Annotated in this window: 19 protein-coding genes, 1 tRNA gene and 1 other RNA gene; 9 read left to right on the plus strand and 12 right to left on the minus strand. The window is 69.6% G+C overall.

What is annotated here, in order from left to right:
• Positions 1–5 precede the first annotated feature (5 nt).
• On the plus strand, positions 6–1,013 hold the full coding sequence (locus tag PGB26_RS10175; RefSeq protein ID WP_271637509.1) for a YihY/virulence factor BrkB family protein: 1,008 nt from the start codon (positions 6–8) through the stop codon (positions 1,011–1,013).
• Positions 1,014–1,017: 4 nt separating this feature from the next.
• Here PGB26_RS10175 and PGB26_RS10180 read toward each other — a convergent pair whose 3' ends face one another.
• Complete coding sequence (locus PGB26_RS10180; RefSeq protein ID WP_271637510.1) at positions 1,018–1,884, minus strand: DUF72 domain-containing protein; 867 nt, start codon at positions 1,882–1,884, stop codon at positions 1,018–1,020.
• A 14-nt stretch (positions 1,885–1,898) separates the two neighbouring features.
• Here PGB26_RS10180 and PGB26_RS10185 point away from each other — a divergent pair, with 14 nt between their 5' ends.
• Positions 1,899–2,201: a hypothetical protein gene (locus PGB26_RS10185; protein ID WP_271637511.1), complete on the plus strand. Its 303-nt coding sequence runs from the start codon at positions 1,899–1,901 to the stop codon at positions 2,199–2,201.
• A gap of 11 nt (positions 2,202–2,212) precedes the next feature.
• On the opposite strand, the gene PGB26_RS10190 is transcribed toward PGB26_RS10185, so the two are convergent.
• Together PGB26_RS10190 and PGB26_RS10195 are read right to left on the minus strand one after the other, a co-directional pair.
• Positions 2,213–3,481, minus strand: a complete 1,269-nt coding sequence (locus PGB26_RS10190) for an alpha/beta fold hydrolase (protein WP_271637512.1) — start codon at positions 3,479–3,481, stop codon at positions 2,213–2,215.
• Positions 3,481–5,505 carry a DUF262 domain-containing protein gene (locus PGB26_RS10195; RefSeq protein WP_271637513.1) on the minus strand — a complete coding sequence of 675 codons (2,025 nt, stop codon included), beginning with the start codon at positions 5,503–5,505 and terminating at the stop codon, positions 3,481–3,483. Before PGB26_RS10195 ends, PGB26_RS10190 begins: the two co-directional genes overlap by 1 nt.
• Before the next feature lie 171 nt (positions 5,506–5,676).
• On the opposite strand from PGB26_RS10195, the gene PGB26_RS10200 reads away from it, so the two are divergent.
• Both PGB26_RS10200 and PGB26_RS10205 read left to right on the plus strand, forming a co-directional pair.
• Positions 5,677–6,450 (plus strand): hypothetical protein, encoded by a 774-nt coding sequence (locus PGB26_RS10200; RefSeq protein WP_333909441.1) that lies wholly within the window; start codon positions 5,677–5,679, stop codon positions 6,448–6,450.
• Positions 6,451–6,627: 177 nt separating this feature from the next.
• Entirely contained in the window at positions 6,628–7,131 is a 504-nt protein-coding gene (locus PGB26_RS10205) for a DUF3145 domain-containing protein (RefSeq protein ID WP_271637515.1), read from the plus strand.
• A gap of 145 nt (positions 7,132–7,276) precedes the next feature.
• Here PGB26_RS10205 and PGB26_RS10210 read toward each other — a convergent pair whose 3' ends face one another.
• The 6 genes from PGB26_RS10210 to aceE form a co-directional block, all read right to left on the minus strand.
• Positions 7,277–8,512, minus strand: a complete 1,236-nt coding sequence (locus tag PGB26_RS10210) for a beta-ketoacyl-[acyl-carrier-protein] synthase family protein (RefSeq protein ID WP_271637516.1) — start codon at positions 8,510–8,512, stop codon at positions 7,277–7,279.
• A 79-nt stretch (positions 8,513–8,591) separates the two neighbouring features.
• Positions 8,592–8,840 carry an acyl carrier protein gene (locus PGB26_RS10215; protein ID WP_071641880.1) on the minus strand — a complete coding sequence of 83 codons (249 nt, stop codon included), beginning with the start codon at positions 8,838–8,840 and terminating at the stop codon, positions 8,592–8,594.
• A gap of 64 nt (positions 8,841–8,904) precedes the next feature.
• Positions 8,905–9,903, minus strand: a complete 999-nt coding sequence (locus PGB26_RS10220) for a beta-ketoacyl-ACP synthase III (protein ID WP_271637517.1) — start codon at positions 9,901–9,903, stop codon at positions 8,905–8,907.
• The gene (locus PGB26_RS10225) at positions 9,900–10,835 is read right to left on the minus strand and encodes an ACP S-malonyltransferase (protein ID WP_271637518.1); all 936 of its coding nucleotides are present in this window, start codon (positions 10,833–10,835) and stop codon (positions 9,900–9,902) included. Before PGB26_RS10225 ends, PGB26_RS10220 begins: the two co-directional genes overlap by 4 nt.
• Positions 10,836–10,944: 109 nt before the next feature.
• Positions 10,945–12,135 (minus strand): PucR family transcriptional regulator, encoded by a 1,191-nt coding sequence (locus PGB26_RS10230; RefSeq protein WP_271639637.1) that lies wholly within the window; start codon positions 12,133–12,135, stop codon positions 10,945–10,947.
• 28 nt (positions 12,136–12,163) lie between these two features.
• Positions 12,164–14,890, minus strand: coding sequence for a pyruvate dehydrogenase (acetyl-transferring), homodimeric type (gene aceE / locus PGB26_RS10235; RefSeq protein ID WP_271637519.1), 2,727 nt, complete (start codon positions 14,888–14,890; stop codon positions 12,164–12,166).
• A gap of 154 nt (positions 14,891–15,044) precedes the next feature.
• Here aceE and PGB26_RS10240 point away from each other — a divergent pair.
• Positions 15,045–15,117 (plus strand) — tRNA-Val (locus PGB26_RS10240).
• Between the two features lie 26 nt (positions 15,118–15,143).
• On the opposite strand, the gene PGB26_RS10245 is transcribed toward PGB26_RS10240, so the two are convergent.
• Together PGB26_RS10245 and PGB26_RS10250 are read right to left on the minus strand one after the other, a co-directional pair.
• Positions 15,144–16,313 carry a hypothetical protein gene (locus PGB26_RS10245; RefSeq protein WP_271637520.1) on the minus strand — a complete coding sequence of 390 codons (1,170 nt, stop codon included), beginning with the start codon at positions 16,311–16,313 and terminating at the stop codon, positions 15,144–15,146.
• A 63-nt stretch (positions 16,314–16,376) separates the two neighbouring features.
• Positions 16,377–17,216 (minus strand): aldo/keto reductase, encoded by an 840-nt coding sequence (locus PGB26_RS10250; protein WP_271637521.1) that lies wholly within the window; start codon positions 17,214–17,216, stop codon positions 16,377–16,379.
• A gap of 82 nt (positions 17,217–17,298) precedes the next feature.
• Here PGB26_RS10250 and PGB26_RS10255 point away from each other — a divergent pair, with 82 nt between their 5' ends.
• From PGB26_RS10255 to rnpB, 4 genes are all read left to right on the plus strand, one after another.
• Positions 17,299–17,700, plus strand: a complete 402-nt coding sequence (locus PGB26_RS10255) for a YchJ family protein (RefSeq protein WP_271639638.1) — start codon at positions 17,299–17,301, stop codon at positions 17,698–17,700.
• Between the two features lie 55 nt (positions 17,701–17,755).
• On the plus strand, positions 17,756–18,490 hold the full coding sequence (locus PGB26_RS10260; protein ID WP_271637522.1) for a zinc ribbon domain-containing protein: 735 nt from the start codon (positions 17,756–17,758) through the stop codon (positions 18,488–18,490).
• A 54-nt stretch (positions 18,491–18,544) separates the two neighbouring features.
• Positions 18,545–20,263 (plus strand): bifunctional 3'-5' exonuclease/DNA polymerase, encoded by a 1,719-nt coding sequence (locus tag PGB26_RS10265; protein ID WP_271637523.1) that lies wholly within the window; start codon positions 18,545–18,547, stop codon positions 20,261–20,263.
• Between the two features lie 14 nt (positions 20,264–20,277).
• An RNA gene (rnpB, locus tag PGB26_RS10270) (RNase P RNA component class A) lies at positions 20,278–20,650 on the plus strand.
• 55 nt (positions 20,651–20,705) lie between these two features.
• Here rnpB and ppgK read toward each other — a convergent pair.
• Positions 20,706–21,449: a polyphosphate--glucose phosphotransferase gene (gene ppgK, locus PGB26_RS10275; protein ID WP_271637524.1), complete on the minus strand. Its 744-nt coding sequence runs from the start codon at positions 21,447–21,449 to the stop codon at positions 20,706–20,708.
• Positions 21,450–21,477: the final 28 nt, after the last annotated feature.

The following is a 21,477-nucleotide window of genomic DNA, read 5'->3' on the forward strand; positions in this document are numbered from 1 at the left end:
AACCCATGGCGTCAGATGCGCGGGGTCCCGAAGTGCAGCGTGACGGCGAGCGTCGGCAGGCGATGGTGCTGATCGTCCGGCGCGTGGCGCGAGGATTCTTCCGCACCTACTGCCCGGATGCGGCGGCCGGGCTGACGTTCTACGCGATCCTCGCGATGTTCCCCGCCCTGATCGCCGCGTTCTCGGTCATCGGCGTGTTCGGTGAGAAGCGCGGCGCGGCCGAGGCCGTGCTCGACCTGCTGCGCGAGGTCGCCCCGAGGGACATCGTGCAGGCGCTGCGGCAGCCGCTGGAGCAGGTCGCCTCCACCGCGGGGGCGGGGTGGCTGATCGTGCTGGCGCTCGTGTTCGCGCTGTGGTCGGTCGCCAGATACGTCACGGCGCTCGGCCGCGCCATGAACCGCATCTACGGCGTGCCGGAGGGGCGGATGTTCTGGCGGGCGAAGCCGGCCCATCTGCTCGTCACGTTCGCCGTGTTCGTGCTCGTCACCATCGCCTGCGCCCTTGCTGCTCTCAGCTGGCCCCTCGCGCAGGCGCTCGGGCGATCGCTGGGCGCCGGCGAGGTCGCCTTGACGCTCTGGCGCATCGCCCGCTGGCCGGCCGTCGCCCTTGTCGTCTGCCTGATCGTGGCGATCCTGTACTACTTCGCGCCGAACGTCGATCACCCGAAGTTCCGGCTGATGAGTGTGGGGGCACTGGTCGCGATCGCCGCGTTCGCACTGGCATCCCTCGGATTCGGGTTCTACGTCAGCCATCTCGCCGATTACGACCGGATCTACGGGTCGTTCGCCGGTGTGGTGATCTTCCTGCTCTGGCTGTGGATCGGCAACATCGCGCTGCTCGTCGGCGCGCTGTTCGACGCCGAACTGGAGCGGGTGCGGGAGCTGCGTCGTGGCGTGCCGGCCGAGCGCGAGCTGCAGGTGTCGCTGCGCGATACGACACGGCTCGAGAAGACCGCCGAGAACGACGTGGCCGACGAGCGGCTGGCACGTCGGCTGCGCCGCACGCGACGCTGACCGATCAGCGCCCGGCCGGCTGGTCGCCGACCAGCCGCGCGAGCGCCACCGGGTCATGCGGCGCATGCCCGCGCGCGTCGTTGTCGAAGTAGACGAAGACGTCGCGGCCCTCGCCCTGTGCCGCCCAGCCGGTGCACCGCTCGGCCCACTCCTGCAGCTCCCGATCGGTGTATCCGCTCGCGTACAGCTCGGATGCGCCATGCAGTCGCACGTAGACCAGACCCGCGTCACCGGGGTCGAACCGCGGCCATCTGCCGGCGGTGTCCGCGACGGTGAGGGCCACGCCGTGCCGATTCAGGATGTCCGCCGCGCGAGGATCGTCGAAGGTGTCGGAGCGCGGCTCGAGTGCGTAGCGCAGCGGACGATCCTCGACATCCTCCAACCAGGTGCGTCCGTTCATGCGCTCGTCGTGCTGCCGCCCGAGCGCATTCGCTTCGGCCGTGGTGCGCGGCAGCGCGGCGAGGAACGCTTCGAGGACGCCGGATTCGAACTCCTGCCGCGCCGGCAGCTGCCACAGGATCGGGCCGAGGGTCGGACCGAGCGCGAGCACGCCCGACGCGAAGAAGTTGGCCAGTGCGGCGGTGGTGTCGCGCAGTCGCAGCATGTGCGAGATGTACCGCGATCCCTTGACGGCGAATGTGAAGCCCTCGGGCACCGCGTCGCGCCAGCGCAGGTAGCTCTGCGGGCGCTGCAGCGAGTAGAACGATCCGTTCAGCTCCACGGTCGAGAGGTGCTCGCCGATGTACGCCAGCTCGGCCCGCTGCACCAGGCCCGCCGGGTAGAAGTCATCGCGCCATGAGCGGTAGCGCCAGCCGGACGTCCCGACGCGAATGCGCGGCACGGCGGCGGGGGAGGGAGGGAGCGAGGTCATCTCGAGCACCATAGGTGTTCGCACCGTCGGCCGCCACGGCCTTGACGTGCGACGAGAGCGCGGTCACGCTGGGAGCCACCGAGGAGGAGGACGAGATGAGCGGTCAGCACGACGGTCGGAGCCCTGACGATCGGAGCACGGAGATCCCCGAGGCGGATGCACTGGAGCAGGGGCGCGATGCCGTCGAGCAGCCGGAGGACCCGGAGCGGACGATCACCGAGCCCCTGCCGGAGGGCGTCGAGGCCGATCCGGCAGACGTCATCGAGCAGAGCATCGACGTGCCGGTCGACGACGACGATCGGGAAGAAGAGGCCTGACCGGCGCCCGGTCAGCGCACGCGACGGTCGTGCGCGAGATCGATCAGACGGGGAAGCACATCGCCGGCGCGCAGCCCGTTGTGCTCGTGCTCACTGGTCACCCAGGTGCGCACACCGGGCAGCAGGCGCGCGGTCTCCATCGAGAACTCGAAGGGCACGTACACGTCGTTCACGTAGACGGCGGCGGCGCCGACCGCTCCGGACGCCTGCACGGCGGCCGCATCGTAGATGCTCGGCCACTCGTGCTCGGCAAGGGCGAGCGCGACATCTCGCCAAGGGCGGAAGGCGGGAACGGCGTCGACCCAGTCACGACGGATGTGCTCGCCGGTGAAGAGCGTCGGATCGGCGGCGAAGTCCGCAGGCTCGACACGCTCCGCCGACCAGCGAGTGGCGTGGCCGGAGGCGTAGCTCGACTCGTGGAACACGAAGTACAGCGGGTTGCGCCCGCCGTACGGCATCGCCGCCGCGAGGTCGTGCCGGAACGCGTTCGAGGCGGGATCGAGCTCGAGCAGCGACCAGAGCGTCTGCCAGCCGTCGTCGGTGCCCAGCGCGGAACCTGCCGAGCGCAGCCGCGACAGCGAGACCACCTCGCCGTCGGGAAGCGTGAGATCGCCGGCGAGCGCGAGGTCGGCGAGCCGGCGCATCCGATCGCGGTGCGCGGGGAAGCGATGGTAGTACCGCTCGGACGCGTCGCGCATCTTGTCGTAGCAGAGCGCGTACACCTCGTCGGGCGAGCGGTGGAGCGTGCTCAGACCGCCGGTGATGTAGACCCGGTCGAGCGACGATGCATCGGTGGACAGATAGGCCAGGGTCGTGAATCCGCCGAACGACTGCCCGAGCACATTCCAGCGCCCCGCGCCGAGGTGTTCGCGCAGCGCCTCGCAGTCGCGCACGATGGCATCCGCGCGCAGATGCGTGAGGTGCTCGGCGACCGCCTCTGCGCCTCGGCTCAGGTCGCCGTCGCCCACCGGCGTCGACCGGCCGGTGCCGCGCTGGTCGAGCAGCACGACGCGGTACTCGGCGAGGGCCGCATCCAGCCACGACGGGGCGGAGGGGGAGCGGAACGGGCGAGGCGCCTCGTGACCGGGGCCGCCCTGCAGGAACACCAGGTAGGGCAGGTTCTCGCCGCCGGAACGGCTGACGACGGCCGCGAACACGTCGATCGTGCGGGTGTCGGCGTCGTCGCCCCAGACGAGCGGGAGGGTGAGCGTGTGCTCTTCGACCGTGATGTCCTGCATGTGGCGAACAGCGGTCCTGGCGGCGCCGATGGTGGCGGTCATCACATCACGTTCCCTATGTAGGAGTACTTCACGAACACCTCGGAGGCGATGCCGGACTGCTCCAGCACACCCTGCAGCGCCGTCATCATGTAGTGCGAGTCCCAACCCATGTAGAGGAAGTGCGACTCGTCGAACTCGTCCCACTGGCCCTTCCAGGCCATCTCGTCGTAGAGCGGACCGCCGTGCTCAGCGCTGTAGGCGAGGGCGGCGGCGCGGTCATCGGTCCATGCACGACGGAAGATGCGGTTGAACAGAGCGCGGACGTCCTTGATCTCCCAGTGCTCGCCGCGGTACTCGCAGTAGTCGAACTCGCGCTCCCACCCGGCGGGCCACCCGCGGCGGCGCACGGCGTCGAGCACGGGTGTGAGCCCGTCGTCATCGATCTCCCCGACGTCCGGTCGGGGCCAGATCCTCAACAGCTGCGCGGTCAGACGCACGGTTCGGGCGGCGATCGCCGCCGTGTTCCACGCCGGGACGTCCGCCAGTTCACGGGTGGCCGAGATCGAGCTGCGCGCATACGCGCGATCGCGCTTCTCGGGGAACGAGGCGCCGAACACGCGCAGGGTGAGCGAGTCCTCGAGTAGGGTGAGGTTGCCGAGAGTCGGCGTCAGCGCCCGGTGCGCATTCTGCTCGTCTTCGCTGTACTCGTTCCACGGTCGTGAGCCATCGCCGCTCCACGACGTGGCGGGAACGGGCGGGACGATGGTCTCGACGTCGTAGTCCGACAGGTCCTCGACGCCCTCGATCCGCCCGAGCACGTACGCGGGGTGGGGGAGTTCGCCGTACTTGAGCACCGCGCTGATCCGCTCATCCGACGGAGTGATGCGGCCGATGGCGCGCATCAGCGCATCATGCCCCTCGGTGCGGGCGCGGCACAGCCGGGCGATGAGACGATCGGTCGGCAGGCCGACGATCGCGCGGCGCAGGAACAGCGCCTGCACCCACTCCAGCACGTCGATCAGCTGCTCCCGCGGAATGCTGCCGCGACGGTGATCGGCGTAGGCGCTCATCACCAGCGGATACGAGGTGCGCCCGAAGGTGTTCAGCAGGTTCAGCTGAAGGCGGAGTCCCGCGTCCGACTCGCGGGACGGGTCGAGGAGGATGCCGTAGATCTCGGCGTACTCACGCCATACCGACGCATCCGATCGCAGGTGCTCGACGTCGAGTCGGGGGAACGACCCGCGGAACGCCGCGTAGACGCCGTGCTCCCCGGCCGCGTCGATCTCGCGCCCGGTCGTCATGACGAGGTAGTGCCGCCAGAACGCGCCGATCGTCTCGCCGGTGTGCTGTTCGATCGGCAGCCAGAAATCCCGCTCGATGCGCTGCTGCTCGGCGTGGGAGAGACCCATCAGGATGTAGTTGTGAATGAGCTCGTGGTCGCGCAGCGGCTGCCCGGTCGAGTTCAGGCTCTCGAAGATCTGCTGAGCGCTGGCCTGCGGCCCCAGAGTGATCGACACATGCTCGAGGCGCTGCAGACCGCGCCAGATGGCGGGCGCCTCGTCGGCGTGCACCTGACTGCGGAAGAAGGCGTAGTTGTCGTCGAAGCGCGATTCGCGATCGCCGTCGTCGCGCCGGTCGAGCACCACCGATTCGTACAGGCCGGCCCACGCATCGTGAGGGCGCAGCTTCGTGCGCGCGGGATCGTCTGCGCGCACCAGCACCCGCTGCAGCTCAGCTGCGAGCGCCGGGTCGCTGTCCCGGACGGTGTGGTGCAGCGCGGCGATGAGCAGCATGATCGTGGTGATCCGCTGCTGCCCGTCGATGAGGATCAGATCGTCGTGCTCCGCACCCCCGCTTGCATGACCCGATGCGGAATCGCGGCCCGACAGGATCGAGCCGATGAAATGGCGGTGACCGTCGTCCTCACCGGCGACCGCACGGATGTCGGAGAGCAGCTTCTCGCACCCCCCGATGTCCCATCGGTACTGGCGCTGATAGACCGGGACGACGATGTTGGTCGCGGGAGCGGAGAGCCACTCGATCGTTCCCGTCGCGTGTGCCTCGACATTGGTCGCCGTTGCCATGACTGCGTGATTCCTCCGGACGGCGGGGTGACGAGCCGCCGGATCGAGTCTAGTCCGGGGCGATTTTCCCCGGCCGAGCCGCCGGGGCGCGTCCAGGAGCCCGAGGTAGGCTTGCCTAAGTAGGGCCTGTTAAAACGTGCTGGCCCATTACGAAAGGACATGACTCAGATCATGGGATACATCAAGTCCGCAGCCCTCGAAGACAAGGGATTCGTCATCCTCGACAGCTACGGCGGGGAGATGGACCCGAAGGAATGGCTCGACATCGAGTATGTCGACTGGAAGTCTTCGGGCGACACCCGCTTCTCACCTCTCGCCAGCGCGAAGGGCGAGATCGAGTGCAACGGCTTCTGGAACCACAAGCCGCCGCGCACCGACAAGGACGGGGTCTGGATCGACTCGCAGACCGCGATCGCTCCGACCCTGACCGCTCGCGCCAAGGAGCCGGGTGCCAACGTCGGTCGCTGCCGTGTCATCGAGCTGCAGCCCACGCCGTACGGCGAGTGCCTCTACAACCTGCACCAGGACGACAACAACCGTCTCAACCCCGACGGCACAGGCTGGGTCGTGCGCGGGTTCTTCAACCTCACCGACGACAAGGACAGCTACTTCGTCCTGCGTGAGAACCGCACCGACCCGAGCATCGAGTACCGCATCGCGCTTCCCGCCGGCGCTCAGCTCATCGTCGACACCCAGCGTCTGTGGCACGCCACCACCCACAACGGCACCGAGCCGCGCTACTGCCTGATCACCTCGTGGGAGTCGGGCCCCGAGCTCGATGCCTACATCGAGAAGTACCACGGCACCGACCAGCACGAGCAGGTCGAGGTGCCGCAGGACGTGCTCGAGGCCGGCTACGCGGAGCAGGCTCGTCGTGATGCCGCTCGCGCCGCCTACTACGCAGCCAAGGGGCAGCAGGCCAAGCTCGCGATGAGCGAGGCGTAACCCTTCTGTCTACAACGACGGCGGCCTCGGTCATCACGACCGGGGCCGCCGTCGCATGCGGAATGACAATCTTGTGATTCGCGCTGTTCTGGGCGATAATCGCCGTACAACCGCATAGTTCGCCGCATCTTCGGATCAGGTCGTAGGGGAAGACGTACCTGATGAAACGGAGAGATCATGGCGACGGGATACGCACGCGGAGTGGTGTTCATCCACTCCGCTCCACGCGCGCTCTGCCCGCACCTCGAGTGGGCGGTAGGACGCGCCATCGGTCGTGCCGTCAGCTTCGAATGGAGCGACCAGCCGGTGCAGCAGGGCACCCGCCGCGCGGAGTTCTACTGGGACGCGCCCGCCGGGACGGGAGCTGCGCTTGCGACGGCGATCCGCGGCTGGGAGCACCTGCGCTTCGAGGTCTCGGAGGATCCGACCCCGGGCAGCGAGGGCGGCCGGTGGCTGCACACGCCCGATCTCGGGATCCACTACGCCCAGACCGACTCCGCGGGCAACATCGTGATCGGCGAGGACCGGATCCGCTATGCGATGGAGATCGCGGCGGGCAATGCGTCCGAGCTGCAGCGCGAGCTGGATGTCGCGCTCGGCTCGGCATGGGACGAGGAGCTCGAGCCGTTCCGGCACGCGGGCGACGACACGCACGTCGTCTGGCTGCACAAGGTGGGTTGACTCGGGCACAGGCGTGCGGGAGAGGCGCGAGTAGCGGGATCCGGTGGGGGCACCCGGAGACCGGGGAAGCGAATCTCCCGCATCAGACGAAGCCCCCGCCGGAAAGGCGGGGGCTTCGTGATGTCCGCAGGCGAGTCGTCCGGCGTCAGGCGCTGCGGAAGGCGACGACGGCGTTGTGGCCGCCGAAGCCGAACGAGTTGCTGATCGCGAGCAGGTCGCCGTCGCCGAGCGGCTGCGGCTCGGTGGAGAGCTTGAAGGGCACGGCGGGGTCGGGCTCGGTCATGTTGATCGTCGGGGGAGCGATGCGGTCGCGCAGCGCGAGGATGGTGAACACGGCCTCGAGCGCCCCCGTGCCGCCGAGCAGGTGGCCCGTCGACGCCTTGGTCGCCGACACGGGGATCTCGTCGATGCGGTCTCCGAAGACGCGCTTGAGGGCCTCGTACTCGTTCGGGTCGCCGACCGGGGTGGAGGTGGCGTGAGCGTTGATGTGCGCGACCTCGTCCGGCGACGCGCCCGCCTGCGCGAGAGCCGCCTCGACCGCGCGTGCGGCGCCGGCGCCCTCCGGGTCGTTCCCGGTGATGTGGTACGAGTCGGCTGTCACTCCGCCGCCCACCACGTACGCGTAGATCTTCGCGCCGCGGGCCTTGGCGTGCTCCTCGGTCTCGAGGACGAGTGCGGCCCCGCCTTCACCCATCACGAAGCCGTCGCGGTCGATCGCACCGGGGCGGGATGCCGTCGCCGGGTCGTCGTTGCGCCGGGAAAGCGCCTGGGCGGAAGCGAACGACGCCATGGTGATCGGGTGGATCGCCGACTCGGCACCACCGGCGATCACGACATCGGCGAGGCCGTCCTGCAGGTGCTCGTACGCGTTCGCGATCGACTCGGTGCTCGACGCGCATGCGCTGACGACAGTGCGGGCGAAGGCCTTCGCATTGAAGTGGAGGGAGAGGTTGCCGGCGCCGGCGTTCGGCATCAGCATGGGGACGGTCAGCGGCATGACGCGCCGCGGTCCCTTCTCGCGAAGAGTGTCCCAGGCGTCGAGCAGCGTCCAGACGCCGCCGATGCCGGTCGCCCAGTCGACGCCCAGTCGCTCGGGGGCGACGTCGGGTGCACCGGCGTCCTCCCACGCCTCGCGGGCCGCGATCATCGCGAACTGGGTCGACGGGTCGAGGCGCTTCGCCTCATGCCGGGGCAGCACCTCCTCGGGACGCACGCTGGCCTCCGCGGCGAAGTGCACGGGGATCTGATACTTCTCGATCCAGTCGTGCGGCAGCGTGCGGGTGCCGGACCGGCCGGCGAGCAGGTTCGCCCAGTTCTCGGGAGCCGTGCCGCCCAGAGCGGACGTGGCGCCGATGCCGGTGACGACGATGCGCTTGGTCATGGGGGTCCTTCGTGAGGAGGAGGGATCGGTGCAGGAGGATGCCACGCCCCGCGGTCCGCGGGGGTGGCATCCGCAGGTGTTACTCCTGGCCGGCGACGATGAAGTTCACGGCGTCGGCGACGGTCTTGAGGTTCTTGACCTCGTCGTCGGGGATGGTCACGCCGAACTTCTCCTCGGCGTTGACGACGATCGTCATCATCGAGATCGAGTCGATGTCGAGGTCGTCGGTGAACGACTTCTCCATCGTGACCTCGGACGCGTCGATGCCCGTCTCGTCGGTGACCAGCTCAGCAAGGCCGGCGAGGACCTCGTCGTTGGTGAGAGCCATGGTGTTTCCTACTTTCTCGGAATGGGTTGAACCGGTGAACAGTCTAGGGAAGGCGCGCACCCGATCAGGGGAGCACGACCACCTGCGCGCCGAAGACCAGGCCGGCGCCGAATCCGATCTGCAGCGCCAGGCCGCCGCTCAGCTCCGGGTGCTCCTCGAGCAGACGGTGCGTCGCAAGCGGGATCGAGGCGGCCGAGGTGTTGCCGGTGGTCTCGATGTCGCGCGCGATGACGGTGCTCTCGGGCAGCCTCAGCTGCTTGGCGAACTCCTCGATGATTCGCATGTTCGCCTGGTGGGGGATGAATGCGGCGAGGTCGGATGCCTCGATGCCGGCCCGCTCGAGCGCTTCGCGAGCGACCTTGGCCATCTCCCACACGGCCCAGCGGAACACGCTCGGCCCCTCCTGGCGGAGAGTCGGCCAGGGCGCCTTCCCGTCGCGGAAGTCGGTGAGGGTGTGGTTCATGCCCACGAGGTCGGACTTCGAGCCGTCCGAGCCCCAGATGGTCGCGGAGATGCCCGGTGTCTCGCTCGGACCGATCACCACGGCTCCGGCTCCGTCACCGAGCAGGAAGGAGATGCTGCGATCGGTGGGGTCGACGACGTCGGAGAGCTTCTCGGCGCCGATGACGACGGCGTGTCGGGCGGCTCCGGCGCGGATGAGCGCGTCCGCCTGCGCGATGGCGTAGGCGTACCCGGCGCAGGCGGCGTTCATGTCGTACGCCGCCGCGGGGGTCGCACCGATGCGGTCGGCCACGATGGCGGCCACCGAGGGGGTCTGCTTCGGGTTGCTGATCGTGGCGACGATCACGAGGTCGATCTCGGCCGGATCGACGCCCGAGCGCTCGACGGCCTCCTTCGCCGCGGCGGTGGACAGCTCGATCACGCTCGTCTCGGCGACGGCGCGGGTGCGGGTGATGATGCCCGTGCGCTGCCGGATCCACTCGTCGCTGGAGTCGATCGGCCCGACCAGGTCGTCGTTGGGCACGGCGTTCTCGCCGCGCGCTGCGCCGACCGAGTAGATGCGCGTGTAGGCGGGGCCGGTGGCCTGCTTGAGAGTGCTCACGAGACTGCTCCGTTCTGCGATGCCCCGGCGAGCAGCTCAGCCGCTGCGTCGAGGTCGTCGGGGGTCTTCACTGCGACATTCGGCACGCCTCGCAGGCCGCGCTTGGCCAGGCCGGAGAGCGCGCCGGCCGGCGCGACCTCGATGAAGCCGGTGATGCCCGCGTCGATGAACGACGTCATGCACAGGTCCCAGCGCACCGGGGACGACACCTGGGTCACGATGCGTTCGAGTGCGTCGCGCCCTGAGTCGACGACGGCGCCGTCTCGATTCGACCACAGGGTGAGGGTCGGCTCGCCAGCCGGGACGTCCGACACGGCGGCGCGCAGCGTGTCGACGGCGGAGGACATGTACGAGGTGTGGAATGCGCCCGCGACCTGCAGCGGCATCACACGCACGCCGCGCGGAGCCCGTTCGGCCAGCTGTGCGAGCGCGGGCAGCGCGCCTGCGGCGACGATCTGGCCGGCCACGTTGTAGTTCGCGGGAGTGAGCTCGAGCTCTTCGAGCAGCGCGAGGACGTCGTCGGCGTCTCCGCCGAGCACGGCGCTCATCCCGGTCGGGGTCTGCGCCGCGGCATCCGCCATCGCGCGTCCGCGGATGCCGACCAGCCGCATCGCGTCGTCGGCGGTCAGCACCTCGGCGCCGGCCAGGGCGGCGAGCTCGCCCACCGAGTGACCGGCCGCTCCGTCCGGCCGACGGCCGGCGCGCCGGGACAGCTGGTCTGCCGCGACCAGCGAGGCCGCGACGATGAGCGGCTGTGCGATGCGGGTGTCGCGGATGGTCTCGGCGTCCGATTCGGTGCCGTGCGCGATCAGATCGACCTCGGCGGCCTCCGAGTAGGCGGCCAGCTGGTCGGCGACTCCGTCGAGCTCGAGCCAGGGGGCGAGGAAGCCGGGAGTCTGAGAGCCCTGTCCGGGCGATGCGACGACGATCACCAGACCAGTCTGCCAACGATCAGGCGTGGGTGGTGGATGAAACATCACAACAATCGCCAGATCGATTGTGCGTGGCGCACATGTCCCGCGCGTGCGGAGAGCTCTCCGATCAGCGGCGCCGCGCCACGGTGCGCCGTCGTGACGGCTCGGCGCTGCCGATCGACCCGAGGATCAGCGCCGTCTGCAGGATCAGCGCCTCGCGCGGACCGGTCGCGTCCCAGCCGATCACCTCGGTGACGCGCTTGAGTCGATAGCGCACCGTGTTCGGGTGCACGAACAGCTCGCGCGCCGTCGCCTCGAGCGATCGGCCGTTGTCGAGGTAACTCCACAGCGTCGTGACCAGATCGGTGGAATGCGCCTGCAGGGGCCGGAAGATCCGCTCGATGAGCGTCTGCTTCGCCAGCGTGTCGCCGGCCAGCGCGCGCTCGGGCAGCAGGTCGTCGGCCTCGACCGGGCGGGGTGCTCCGCGCCAGGCGCGTGCGACGGCGAAGCCGGCGAGGGCGGCACGGGCGCTCTGCCCGGCGTCGACGAGGGCGCTCACCGGGGGTCCGAGCACCACGTACCCGGGGCCGAACGAGGGCTCCAGGCGCTGCGCGATCTCGCTGAACGGCAGCTCCTCGCCCTCGTCCTCCTTGCCGGCGACACGGGCGCGGCCGATGACGAGCACGAGGCGCGAACCCTGCACGCCGATCAGCACATCGACCGACATGCGCCGCGCGGTGCGCCGCACGAGGTCGACGTCGAACTGCGGGGGAGTCGTGCCGACGATGACGCTGACCTCGCCATGGCCGTGCCAGCCGAGGGCGGCGATGCGGCTGGGCAGCTCCTCGTCGGCCTCGCCGGTGAGGATCGAGTCGACTACGAGGGCCTCGAGCCGCGCATCCCACAGCCCCCGGGCCTCGGCGGCGCGGGCGTACACGTCAGCCGAGGCGAACGCGACGTCGCGCGAGTACAGCAGGATCGCCTCGCGCAGATCCTCCCCGCGTCCCGCGACTCGCTCCTCAGTGACCTCGACCGTGACGCGGATCAGCTGCAGGGTCTGCTGCAGGCTGACGCTGCGCAGCAGCTCACGGGGAGCCGCGGCGAAGATGTCGGCGGCGATCCAGGGCGTGGACGTCGGATCCTCGTACCACTGGATGAACGAGGTGATGCCGGCCTGGGCCACCAGCCCGACGGCGGAGCGTCGGGCCGGTGGCATGTCGGCGTACCACGGCAGGGTGTCCTCGAGCCGCTTGATCGTCACCGTGGCGATGTCGCCGGAGATCCGGCGCAGCCAGGCGAGAGTCGCGGCCTTGTCCATGGCCTGCTGGGAGGTACTGCTCACAGGTTCAGCTCTCGCCGCCCGCGTTTCCGCTGGTGCCGGCGTTCACATCGAACAGGCGGTACTTCTCGATCGCCTGGCCGATGACCGAGCGGTCGACCTTGCCCTCGTCGGCCAGCGCCTGCAGGGTGCGGACCACCATGGACGGGCCGTCGATCTTGAAGAAGCGACGAGCCGCGGCACGGGTGTCCGAGAAGCCGAAGCCGTCTGCGCCCAGTGTGTAGTACGGGTTGGGCACCCACGGACGGATCTGGTCCTGCACGGCGTGCATGAAGTCGCTGACCGCGACGACCGGGCCCTCTGCGCCCTGCAGCTTCTGGGTGAGGTACGCCGTCTGGGGCTCCTCCTCCGGGTGCAGGAAGTTGTGTTCGTCGACGGCGAGACCGTCGTGGCGCAGTTCGCTCCACGAGGTGACCGACCACACATCTGCGCTGACGCCCCAGTCCTGCTGCAGCAGCTCCTGGGCCTCCAGCGCCCACGGCACGCCGACGCCCGAGGCGAACAGCTGGGCCTTGTGGCCCTCGCCCGTACCCGGCTTGACGCGGTGGATGCCGCGGATGATGCCGTCGATGTCCGCATCCTCCGGCTCAGCGGGCTGCACGAGCGGCTCGTTGTACACCGTGATGTAGTACATGACGTCGGGGTCGGGGTGCGAGCCGCCGTACATCCGCTCGAGGCCCGATCGCACGATGTGCGCGATCTCGTAGCCGTATGCGGGGTCGTACGAGACGGTGGCCGGGTTGGTGGATGCCAGCAGCGGGGAGTGCCCGTCGGCGTGCTGCAGGCCCTCGCCGGTCAGCGTCGTGCGCCCTGCCGTGGCGCCGATGATGAAGCCGCGCGCCATCTGGTCACCGGCCGCCCACATCGCATCTCCGGTGCGCTGGTAGCCGAACATGGAGTAGAAGATGTAGATCGGGATCAGCGGCTCGCCCTGCGTGGAGTACGACGTGCCGGCGGCGGTGAAGGCCGCCATGGCGCCGGCCTCGTTGATGCCGACGTGCACGATCTGACCCTGCGGGCTCTCCTTGTACGCGAGCAGCAGCTGCCGGTCGACGGACGTGTAGTGCTGACCGTTCGGGTTGTAGATCTTCGCGGTCGGGAAGTACGCGTCGATGCCGAAGGTGCGCGCCTCGTCGGGGATGATCGGCACGATGCGGTTGCCGAAGTCCTTCGCCCGCAGCAGATCCTTCAGCAGACGGACGAACGCCATGGTCGTGGCGATCTCCTGCGTGCCGGAACCCTTGCGCGGAAGGGCGTAGGTCGACTCCTCGGGCAGCGTGATGGACGTGTACGCGGTGCGGCGCTCGGGGATCATGCCGCCGAGGCTGCGGCGACGCTCGAGCATGTACTGGATCGTCTCGTCGTCCTGGCCCGGGTGGTAGTACGGGGGCAGGTACGGGTTCTCTTCCAGCTGCGCGTCCGTGATCGGGATCTGCATGGTGTCGCGGAACGTCTTGAGGTTGTCCAGCGTCATCTTCTTCATCTGGTGGGTCGCGTTGCGGCCCTCGAAGTGCGGTCCGAGGCCGTAGCCCTTGACGGTCTTGGCGAGGATGACGGTGGGCTGGCCCTTGTGCTCCATCGCCGACTTGTAGGCCGCGTACACCTTGCGGTAGTCGTGACCACCGCGGCGGAGGTGCCAGATCTCGTCGTCGGAGAGGTCCTTGACCAGGGCGGCGGCGCGCTCGTCACGACCGAAGAAGTTCTCGCGGATGTACGCGCCCGACTCCGCCTTGTACGTCTGGTAGTCGCCGTCGGGGGTGGCGTTCATGATGTTCAGCAGAGCGCCGTCGGTGTCACGGGCGAGCAGGTCGTCCCACTCGCGGCCCCAGATGACCTTGATGACGTTCCAGCCGGCGCCGCGGAAGAACGACTCGAGCTCCTGGATGATCTTGCCGTTGCCTCGCACGGGCCCGTCGAGACGCTGCAGGTTGCAGTTGATCACGAAGGTGAGGTTGTCGAGGCCCTCGTTCGCCGCCACCTGCAGCTGACCGCGGCTCTCGACCTCGTCCATCTCGCCGTCGCCGAGGAAGGCCCAGACGTGCTGGTCGCCGGTGTCCTTGATGCCGCGGTTGGTGAGGTACTTGTTCGCCTGCGCCTGGTAGATCGCGTTGATCGGACCCAGACCCATCGACACGGTGGGGAACTGCCAGTACTCGGGCATCGACCGCGGGTGCGGGTACGAGGGGAGGGCGTGACCGGCGTGCGACTTCTCCTGACGGAAGCCGTCCATGTCGGCCTCGCTCAGGCGTCCCTCGAGGAACGAGCGGGCGTAGATGCCGGGGGACGCGTGACCCTGGATGAAGATCTGGTCGCCACCGCCGGGGTGGTCCTGGCCGCGGAAGAAGTGGTTGAAGCCGACCTCGTACAGCGAGGCAGCACCGGCGTAGGTGGAGATGTGCCCGCCGACGCCGATGCCGGGGCGCTGCGCGCGGTGCACCGTGATGGCCGCGTTCCAGCGGATCCAGTGGCGGTAGCGGCGCTCGATCTCCTCGTCGCCCGGGAACTCCGGCTCGTTCGACGCGGCGATCGTGTTGATGTAGTCGGTGGTCGGCACCATCGGCACGCCGAGATGACGCTCTTTCGAGCGCTTCAGGAGGCTGAGCATGATCTCCCGGCCGCGGCCGGGACCCTTCGCATCCACCAGCTCGTCGAGCGACTGCTGCCACTCGCCGGTCTCCTCTGGGTCGCTGTCCAGAGGTGCCTGGGAGTACGGATCCTGATCGTGGACGGTCACGTGGAGCCTTTCGTCAAGCTGGCAGGTCGTGCCAAGGAAACGGGATGAGCCGCGGCCGGGCCTTGTCGGCACCGCACAACGCGCGCTGTGCTCAGCCTATATCCGTTCGCAAGGACCGGTTCCGCGAATTCCGCACCGTAGAATGGGGGTACCAGGGCCTTTAGCTCAGCTGGTAGAGCGCCACGTTTACACCGTGGATGTCGTCGGTTCGATCCCGGCAGGGCCCACCGTACTCCGTCTCGCGCCGGTGCGCTCAGCCCTCGAACGTCTGACCGGGATACGCATCGCGCAGCAGGGCGAGTGCGTCGTCCTGCAGGGCCTGCGTGTCGGCGCGCAGCCGCGCCGCTTCCGCCTCCGCCAGCTCGAGCTCGGTGCGCCGTGCGTTGTGCTCACCCCGGATGCGGTTCAGATCGTCGTCGCGATACGCGATCGACTCCTCCCACGACATCGTGATCGGCTCGCCGCCCGCGGGGGTGAGAGTGACCCGCCACCGCGCTCGGTCCTCGGGGCTCGTCGCCTCGAACTCGGCACGATCGTCGGCAAAGCGCGCCGCGGCCTTCGAGAGCGCGTCGACGTCCGCCTCCAGCTGGGCGCGCGTCTGCGCGTTCGCCTGCTCGGCTGCCGCGACGTCCTCCCAGGCGCGGGCGACCGCCGCCCGCACATCGTCGAGCACGGCGACGGCTCGCCGGTGCGTCTCGACGAGCGCAGCGCGATCGGTGATCGTGCGTGCGTAGATCTGCTCCAGCTCGGCGCTGAATCCCGTGTCGGGGTGCACCTGCGAGCCGAGGTAGGCGAACTGCTCGGTGGCCCGCTTCTCGTCGTCGCCGTCCATCGAGGCGGCGATCTGATCGTGGACGGGATCGTCGGCAGACACGAGCGCGGTCGCCGCCGACAGCAGCTCTGCGACCCGCGTCTTCTCGTCGGACGACATGCGTGCGTACACCGCGTGCAGCAGTTCGTGGGCTGCCGTCGTCACCGTCGACTGGCCGAGGCGCTCGTCGGTGGGACGGTAGATGAAGATCCGATCCTGGGCGCGGGACTGCTCGAAACCCGTGAAACAGCCCAGCGTGGACTCATTCTCGGGGTCGTGGGATTCATCTCGGCAGAGCGCGGCGATCTCGTCGGCGTCGGCGTATCGCGGCTGCGTGGAGGCGAACACCTCCCTGCCCTCTGCTGTCAGCATCATCCGATCGGCGAGGTCGGCGAACTCCGCGCTCAGCGGCGGTGGGGCTGCGGCCAGCGCGGGGAAGATCCGCTCGAGCAGCGGCTCGTCGGCCTTCGAGTCCTGCGACATCAGCCACAGTCCGCCGACGGTGGCCGCCGCGAGCACGACGAGCATCGCCGCTGTGCTGACGCGTCCGACGAGGGAGCGCCGTCTGCGGGAGGCGTGGCGCCCCATCGGCGCCTGTTCGAAGAAGGTCATGCCCGCAGGGCGGGATGGGTGCCGGGCAGGGCCTCGTATAGAGAGGTCAGGGGCATCCCGAACTCACATCTCCTCGTGCGTGGCCGGATCGGCGTCGAACAGGCGACCGTCCGAACGACCCAGCCCGGTGATCGCGTCGACTTCGGCGGCGTCGAGAGCGACCGAAGCCGCCTCGAGGTTGGTGCGCTGATGCTCGGGCGAGGACGCCTTCGGAATCGACACGGTGCCGCGAGCGACGTGCCAGGCGATGATCGCCTGCACGGGGGAGATGCCATGCCGCTCGGCGATCTCGACCACGACCGGCTCATCGAGCACATGCGCCGCGCGGCCGAGCGGAGACCAGGCCTCGGTGAGGATGCCGCGCTCGGCATGGAAGGTGAGCGCCTCCTCCTGCGGGAAATAGGGGTGCACCTCGATCTGGTTCACGACGGGCCGCACTCCCGTTGCCGCCTCGATGCGCTCGAGGTGCTCGGGAAGGAAGTTGGACACGCCGATCTGGCGGACGGTGCCGCGCTGCTGCGCGTCGACGAGACCCCGCCAGGCCTGCTCGTACCGCCCGGTGGTCGGGTTGGGCCAGTGGATGAGGTGCAGGTCGATGGCATCCAGTCCGAGACGGAATCGGCTCTCCTCGATGCTGGTCCGCGCCTTGGTGGTCTCGTGGTGCCGGCCCGGCAGCTTCGTGGTGACGATGATCTCGGAGCGGTCGACTCCGGATGCGCGCACTCCGGCGCCCACGGCGCCCTCGTTCTCGTAGTTGAAGGCCGAGTCGATCAGACGGTAGCCGAGGCCGATCGCCGAGGCGACCGACTGCGCACCGGCCTCGCCGTTCAACCGGTACGTGCCCAGCCCCACTGAGGGCAGCTGGAATCCGTTGTGGGCGGTGAAGACGGGAACAGTGGTCATAGTGGTGGTCCTCCGGGTCGTCGGTCACGCCCAGCCTAGGAGGGGCCGGGGCGTGCCCGCGTGTCAGCATGGAGGCATGTCGATGCCCGCGAGCGATCAGCGATGCCCCTGCACCAGCGGAGACGTGTTCGGCTCGTGCTGCGGCCCGGTGCTGGCATCCGGGTCCGCGCCGACCGCCGTGCGGCTCATGCGCTCCCGGTTCACGGCGTTCGCGATCGGCGACGCCGGGCATCTGCTGCGCACCTGGCACCCTTCGACGCGTCCTGACCTGCTCGATCTCGACCCCGGCATCCGCTGGCAGCGCCTGGACATCCTCGATCGGGAGGACGGCGGTCCGTTCGACGACCGAGGCGTGGTCGAGTTCGAGGCCTTCTACCGTGACCATCAAGGGCGGGGCACGCTGCACGAACGCAGCCGCTTCGTGCGCGAGAACAAGGTCTGGCTGTACGTCGACGGTGTCACCCGCAGCGGCCGGGACGCCTGAGGACCGGCTCGGGCTCTACGTCGACGGTGTCACCCGCAGCGGATAGATTTGAGGGGTGAAAGCCAGCCCCGAGCATCAGCGCCGCCTCCTCGACATCGCCGACCTGGATCGCAAGATCGCGCAGGCCGAGCGCGCCCGCACCTCACCCGCGCAGGGTGCCCGCATCAACGAGCTGGCCGCTCTGCGCCAGCAGCAGCTGGGCGAGCTGACCGCACTCACCGGTGTGCTCGACGACGCGAAGGCCGAACTGACGCGGCTGGAGTCGGACGTCGCCCTCGCCGCGCAGCGGCGTGACAAGGATGCCGAGCGGCTGGCCGTCGCCACCGATCCGAAGCAGGCCCAGGCGCTCGAGAACGAGATCGAGAGCCTCGGTCGGCGCATCACCATGCTCGAGGATTCCGAGCTCGACGTGATGGCGCGCGTGGAGGAGGCGCAGGCGGCCGTCGACGCGCAGCAGGCGCTGATCGACCAGACCCAGGCCGAGGGCGCTCAGCTGACCGCAGCGGCGAAGGCCGACATGGCAGCGGCTGCCGCCGAGGGGGAGCACCTCGTCCGCGATCGTGCTGCCCTCGCCGAGAGCGTGCCGGCCGAGCTGCTCGCCGAGTACACCCGACGAGCCGCACGCGGCGGCATCGGCGTGGGCCTGCTGCGCCGGCGGATCTGCGAGGGGTGCCAGATGGTGCTCGCCGGCAGCGAGCTGGGCGCCGTGCGCGCCGCAGCGGACGACGACGTGGTGTCGTGCCCGGAGTGCGGCGGGATCCTCGTGCGCACCGACGAGTCGGGTCTGTGACGACCGACCGTCGCTCCGGCGGCGGTGTCGGACGCGACTGATGGACCGGATGCTGTGACCCCCGCCGCTGAGCCGTCGCATGCCGTGGTGGCGCGGTCGACGAGCGGCGGGTGGGTCATCGCTCTGCACGCCGGTGTCGATGCCGTCGCCGAGATCATCGACGTGCCGCACGACGAGCTCGTCTCGCGGGTGCGCGAGCTCGAGCAGCGACGATCACCGCGGTGGACGGTGCGGAGCCTGCGCACCTTCTACCCGCCGCTGCTGGCAGCCGGGGTGCGTCTGCGCCGGGCGCACGATCTGCTGCTCTGCCACGCGATCCTGCGCGACACCGCGTCGCTGGCGCGTCCGCTCGCGCCATCGCGCCGCTGGCTGCGCGTCGACGACGACGTCGACGGTGCACCCGGGCAGCCGGGGCTGTTCGATGTCGGCGATGCGGCGGCCGAACGAGACGATGGCGTCGACGAGGTGCGCGAGCAGTGGCGCGCGCAGCTGGCGGCACTGGCCTCGGCACCCGATTCGCGCCTCGCGCTGCTGTGCGCGGCGGAGTCGACCGGCGCCCTCGTCGCGGAGGAGATGACCGCGGCCGGTCTGCCGTGGAGCACGCGCGTGCATCAGGGCATCCTCGAGCAGCAGCTGGGTGCGCGCCCCCTGCGCGGCGCACGGCCGGCCCGGATGGCGGCTCTCGCCGAACAGATCGGCCGGTGCCTGGACGATCCGGGCCTGAACCCCGACAGTCCACCCCGTCTGCTGCGCGCGCTGCACCGGGCGGGCGTGTTCGTCGACTCGACGTCACGATGGGAGCTCTCGCGCGTCGCGCATCCGGTGGTCGGGCCGCTGCTGGAGTACAAGAAGCTCGCCAGGCTGTTCGCCGCGAACGGCTGGGCGTGGCTCGACGACTGGGTGCACGAGGAGCGGTTCCGTCCGGTCTATCTCACCGGAGGCGTGGTGACCGGACGCTGGGCGTCGTCCGGCGGCGGGGCGCTGCAGATACCCCGTCAGCTGCGCACCGCCGTGCGGGCCGACCCCGGGTGGACCCTCGTCGACGCGGATGTCGCCCAGCTCGAGCCGCGTGTGCTGGCTGCCATGTCGCGCGACAGCGCGATGGTCGACGCCGCGCGCGGGCGCGATCTGTACGAGGGCGTGGTCCGCTCGGGCGCGGTCACGACGCGCGACGAGGCGAAGTACGCGGTGCTCGGAGCCATGTACGGCGCCACCACGGGTAAGAGCGGGCAGCTCGTGCCGAGGCTGCGCAGCGTGTATCCCCGAGCCATGGCGCTCGTCGACGCCGCCGCGCGCACGGGTGAGCAGGGCGGCGTCGTGAGCACGCTGCTCGGTCGCAGCTCGCCCAGGCCCGACGACGCGTGGCGCCTCGCCCAATCGCAGGCGGGCGGGCCCGACGCCGCGGGAGCCGACGAGAGCCGGGCGCGCAGCAGCGCGCGAGATCGCGGACGCTTCACCCGCAACTTCATCGTGCAGGGCACTGCCGCCGAGTGGGCGCTGCTGTGGCTCGCCGAGATCCGCCACCGCCTGATGGCGCTGCCGCCGACATCGATGCCGGCACCGGCGTCAGGTCCGGTCTTCCGCGACCGAGCGCATCTGGCCTTCTTCCTGCACGACGAGGTGATCGTGCACGCCCCGGCTGAGCAGGCCGATGCCGTCGCGGGCATCCTGCGGGAGGCCGCGGATGCGGCCACCGCACGCCTGTTCCCCGGTTTCGCGATCGACGTCCCACTGGACGTGCACATCGCGGAGGACGCCGCGAAGGGCGCGTAGAATCGACGGGCGAGTGGGTCGGCCGGACGGCCGCGTGGCGCGTGAGCGCACCGAGGAACGTCCGGGCTCCACAGGGCAGGGCGGTGGGTAACACCCACCCGGAGTGATCCGCGAGACAGTGCCACAGAGAGAAGACCGCCCGTTCGACCCGGAAGGGCCGGATGGGTAAGGGTGAAAGGGTGGTGTAAGAGACCACCGGGGAGCGCGGTGACGCGCTCCGCCAGGTAAACCTCGCCCGGAGCAAGACCAGACAGAGGACGTTGACGCGGCTCGCCGAGTCCTCGGGTAGGTCGCTGGAACGACACGGCAACGTGTCGTCGAGAGAGATGGCCGTCAAGGGAGCGAAGAACTCCTGAACAGAACCCGGCGTACAGGCCGGCCCACTCGCCCCGAACATGCAGGAAGGCCCGGTCGATGACCGGGCCTTCCTGCTGTACGCCGATCAGTCGGCGGCGAGAGCTGCCGCGCCGATGATGCCGGAGGCGTTGCGGTGCACGGCCGACACGATCGGCGTGCGCAGGTCGAGCAGCGGCAGGAACTTCTCGGGGTGCTTGGAGACGCCGCCGCCGACGACGAACAGATCGGGGCTGAAGAGGAACTCGACGTGCGAGTAGAACTCCTGCAGCCGGGCCGACCACTCCTCCCACGACAGGCTCTCGCGCTCCATCGCCGAGTACGCCGTCCACCGTTCGATCGACTCGCCGTCACGCTTGAGGTGCCCGAGCTCGGTGTTCGGCACGAGCACGCCGTTGTACATGAAGGCCGAGCCGATACCCGTGCCGAGCGTCGTCATGATGGTCAGACCCCGTGCGTCGCGTGCCGCACCGTGGCGGGCCTCTGCGACGCCAGCCGCGTCGGCGTCGTTGACGAACGTGATGCTGCGGTTCAGGCCGCTCTCGAAGAACTTCTCGGCCTCGAAGTCGATCCACTCCTTCGAGATGTTCGCCGCGGAGAGCGTGCGCCCGTACTTGACGATCGCGGGGAACGCCACGCCCAGCGGCAGCGTGGACTCGGCGACTCCCAGGGTGTCGAGAACCTCGCGCACGGTGTCGACCACGTCCGCGGGGTGGGCGCCCTCGGGCGTGGGCACGCGCACGCGATCCGAATCCAGAGTGCCAGTGGAGAGGTCGACGATGCCCGCCTTGATGCCTGTTCCGCCGATGTCGACGCCGATTGCCTGTGCCATGGCGAATAGCCTAGCGATGCACGACCCA

The organism is Microbacterium sp. nov. GSS16, assembly GCF_028198145.1.
Taxonomy (GTDB): Bacteria; Actinomycetota; Actinomycetes; order Actinomycetales; family Microbacteriaceae; genus Microbacterium.

Coding starts and splice junctions, on each gene's coding strand:
- PGB26_RS10215 (WP_071641880.1), bottom strand. CDS start 8,840: ATGGCTCTCACCAACGACGAGGTCCTCGCCGGCCTTGCTGAGCTGGTC.
- PGB26_RS10200 (WP_333909441.1), top strand. CDS start 5,677: ATGGGATACATCAAGTCCGCAGCCCTCGAAGACAAGGGATTCGTCATC.
- PGB26_RS10175 (WP_271637509.1), top strand. CDS start 6: ATGGCGTCAGATGCGCGGGGTCCCGAAGTGCAGCGTGACGGCGAGCGT.
- PGB26_RS10190 (WP_271637512.1), bottom strand. CDS start 3,481: ATGACCGCCACCATCGGCGCCGCCAGGACCGCTGTTCGCCACATGCAG.
- PGB26_RS10250 (WP_271637521.1), bottom strand. CDS start 17,216: ATGACCACTGTTCCCGTCTTCACCGCCCACAACGGATTCCAGCTGCCC.
- ppgK (WP_271637524.1), bottom strand. CDS start 21,449: ATGGCACAGGCAATCGGCGTCGACATCGGCGGAACAGGCATCAAGGCG.
- PGB26_RS10195 (WP_271637513.1), bottom strand. CDS start 5,505: ATGGCAACGGCGACCAATGTCGAGGCACACGCGACGGGAACGATCGAG.
- PGB26_RS10255 (WP_271639638.1), top strand. CDS start 17,299: ATGCCCGCGAGCGATCAGCGATGCCCCTGCACCAGCGGAGACGTGTTC.
- PGB26_RS10210 (WP_271637516.1), bottom strand. CDS start 8,512: ATGACCAAGCGCATCGTCGTCACCGGCATCGGCGCCACGTCCGCTCTG.
- PGB26_RS10205 (WP_271637515.1), top strand. CDS start 6,628: ATGGCGACGGGATACGCACGCGGAGTGGTGTTCATCCACTCCGCTCCA.
- PGB26_RS10180 (WP_271637510.1), bottom strand. CDS start 1,884: ATGACCTCGCTCCCTCCCTCCCCCGCCGCCGTGCCGCGCATTCGCGTC.
- PGB26_RS10245 (WP_271637520.1), bottom strand. CDS start 16,313: ATGACCTTCTTCGAACAGGCGCCGATGGGGCGCCACGCCTCCCGCAGA.
- PGB26_RS10230 (WP_271639637.1), bottom strand. CDS start 12,135: ATGGACAAGGCCGCGACTCTCGCCTGGCTGCGCCGGATCTCCGGCGAC.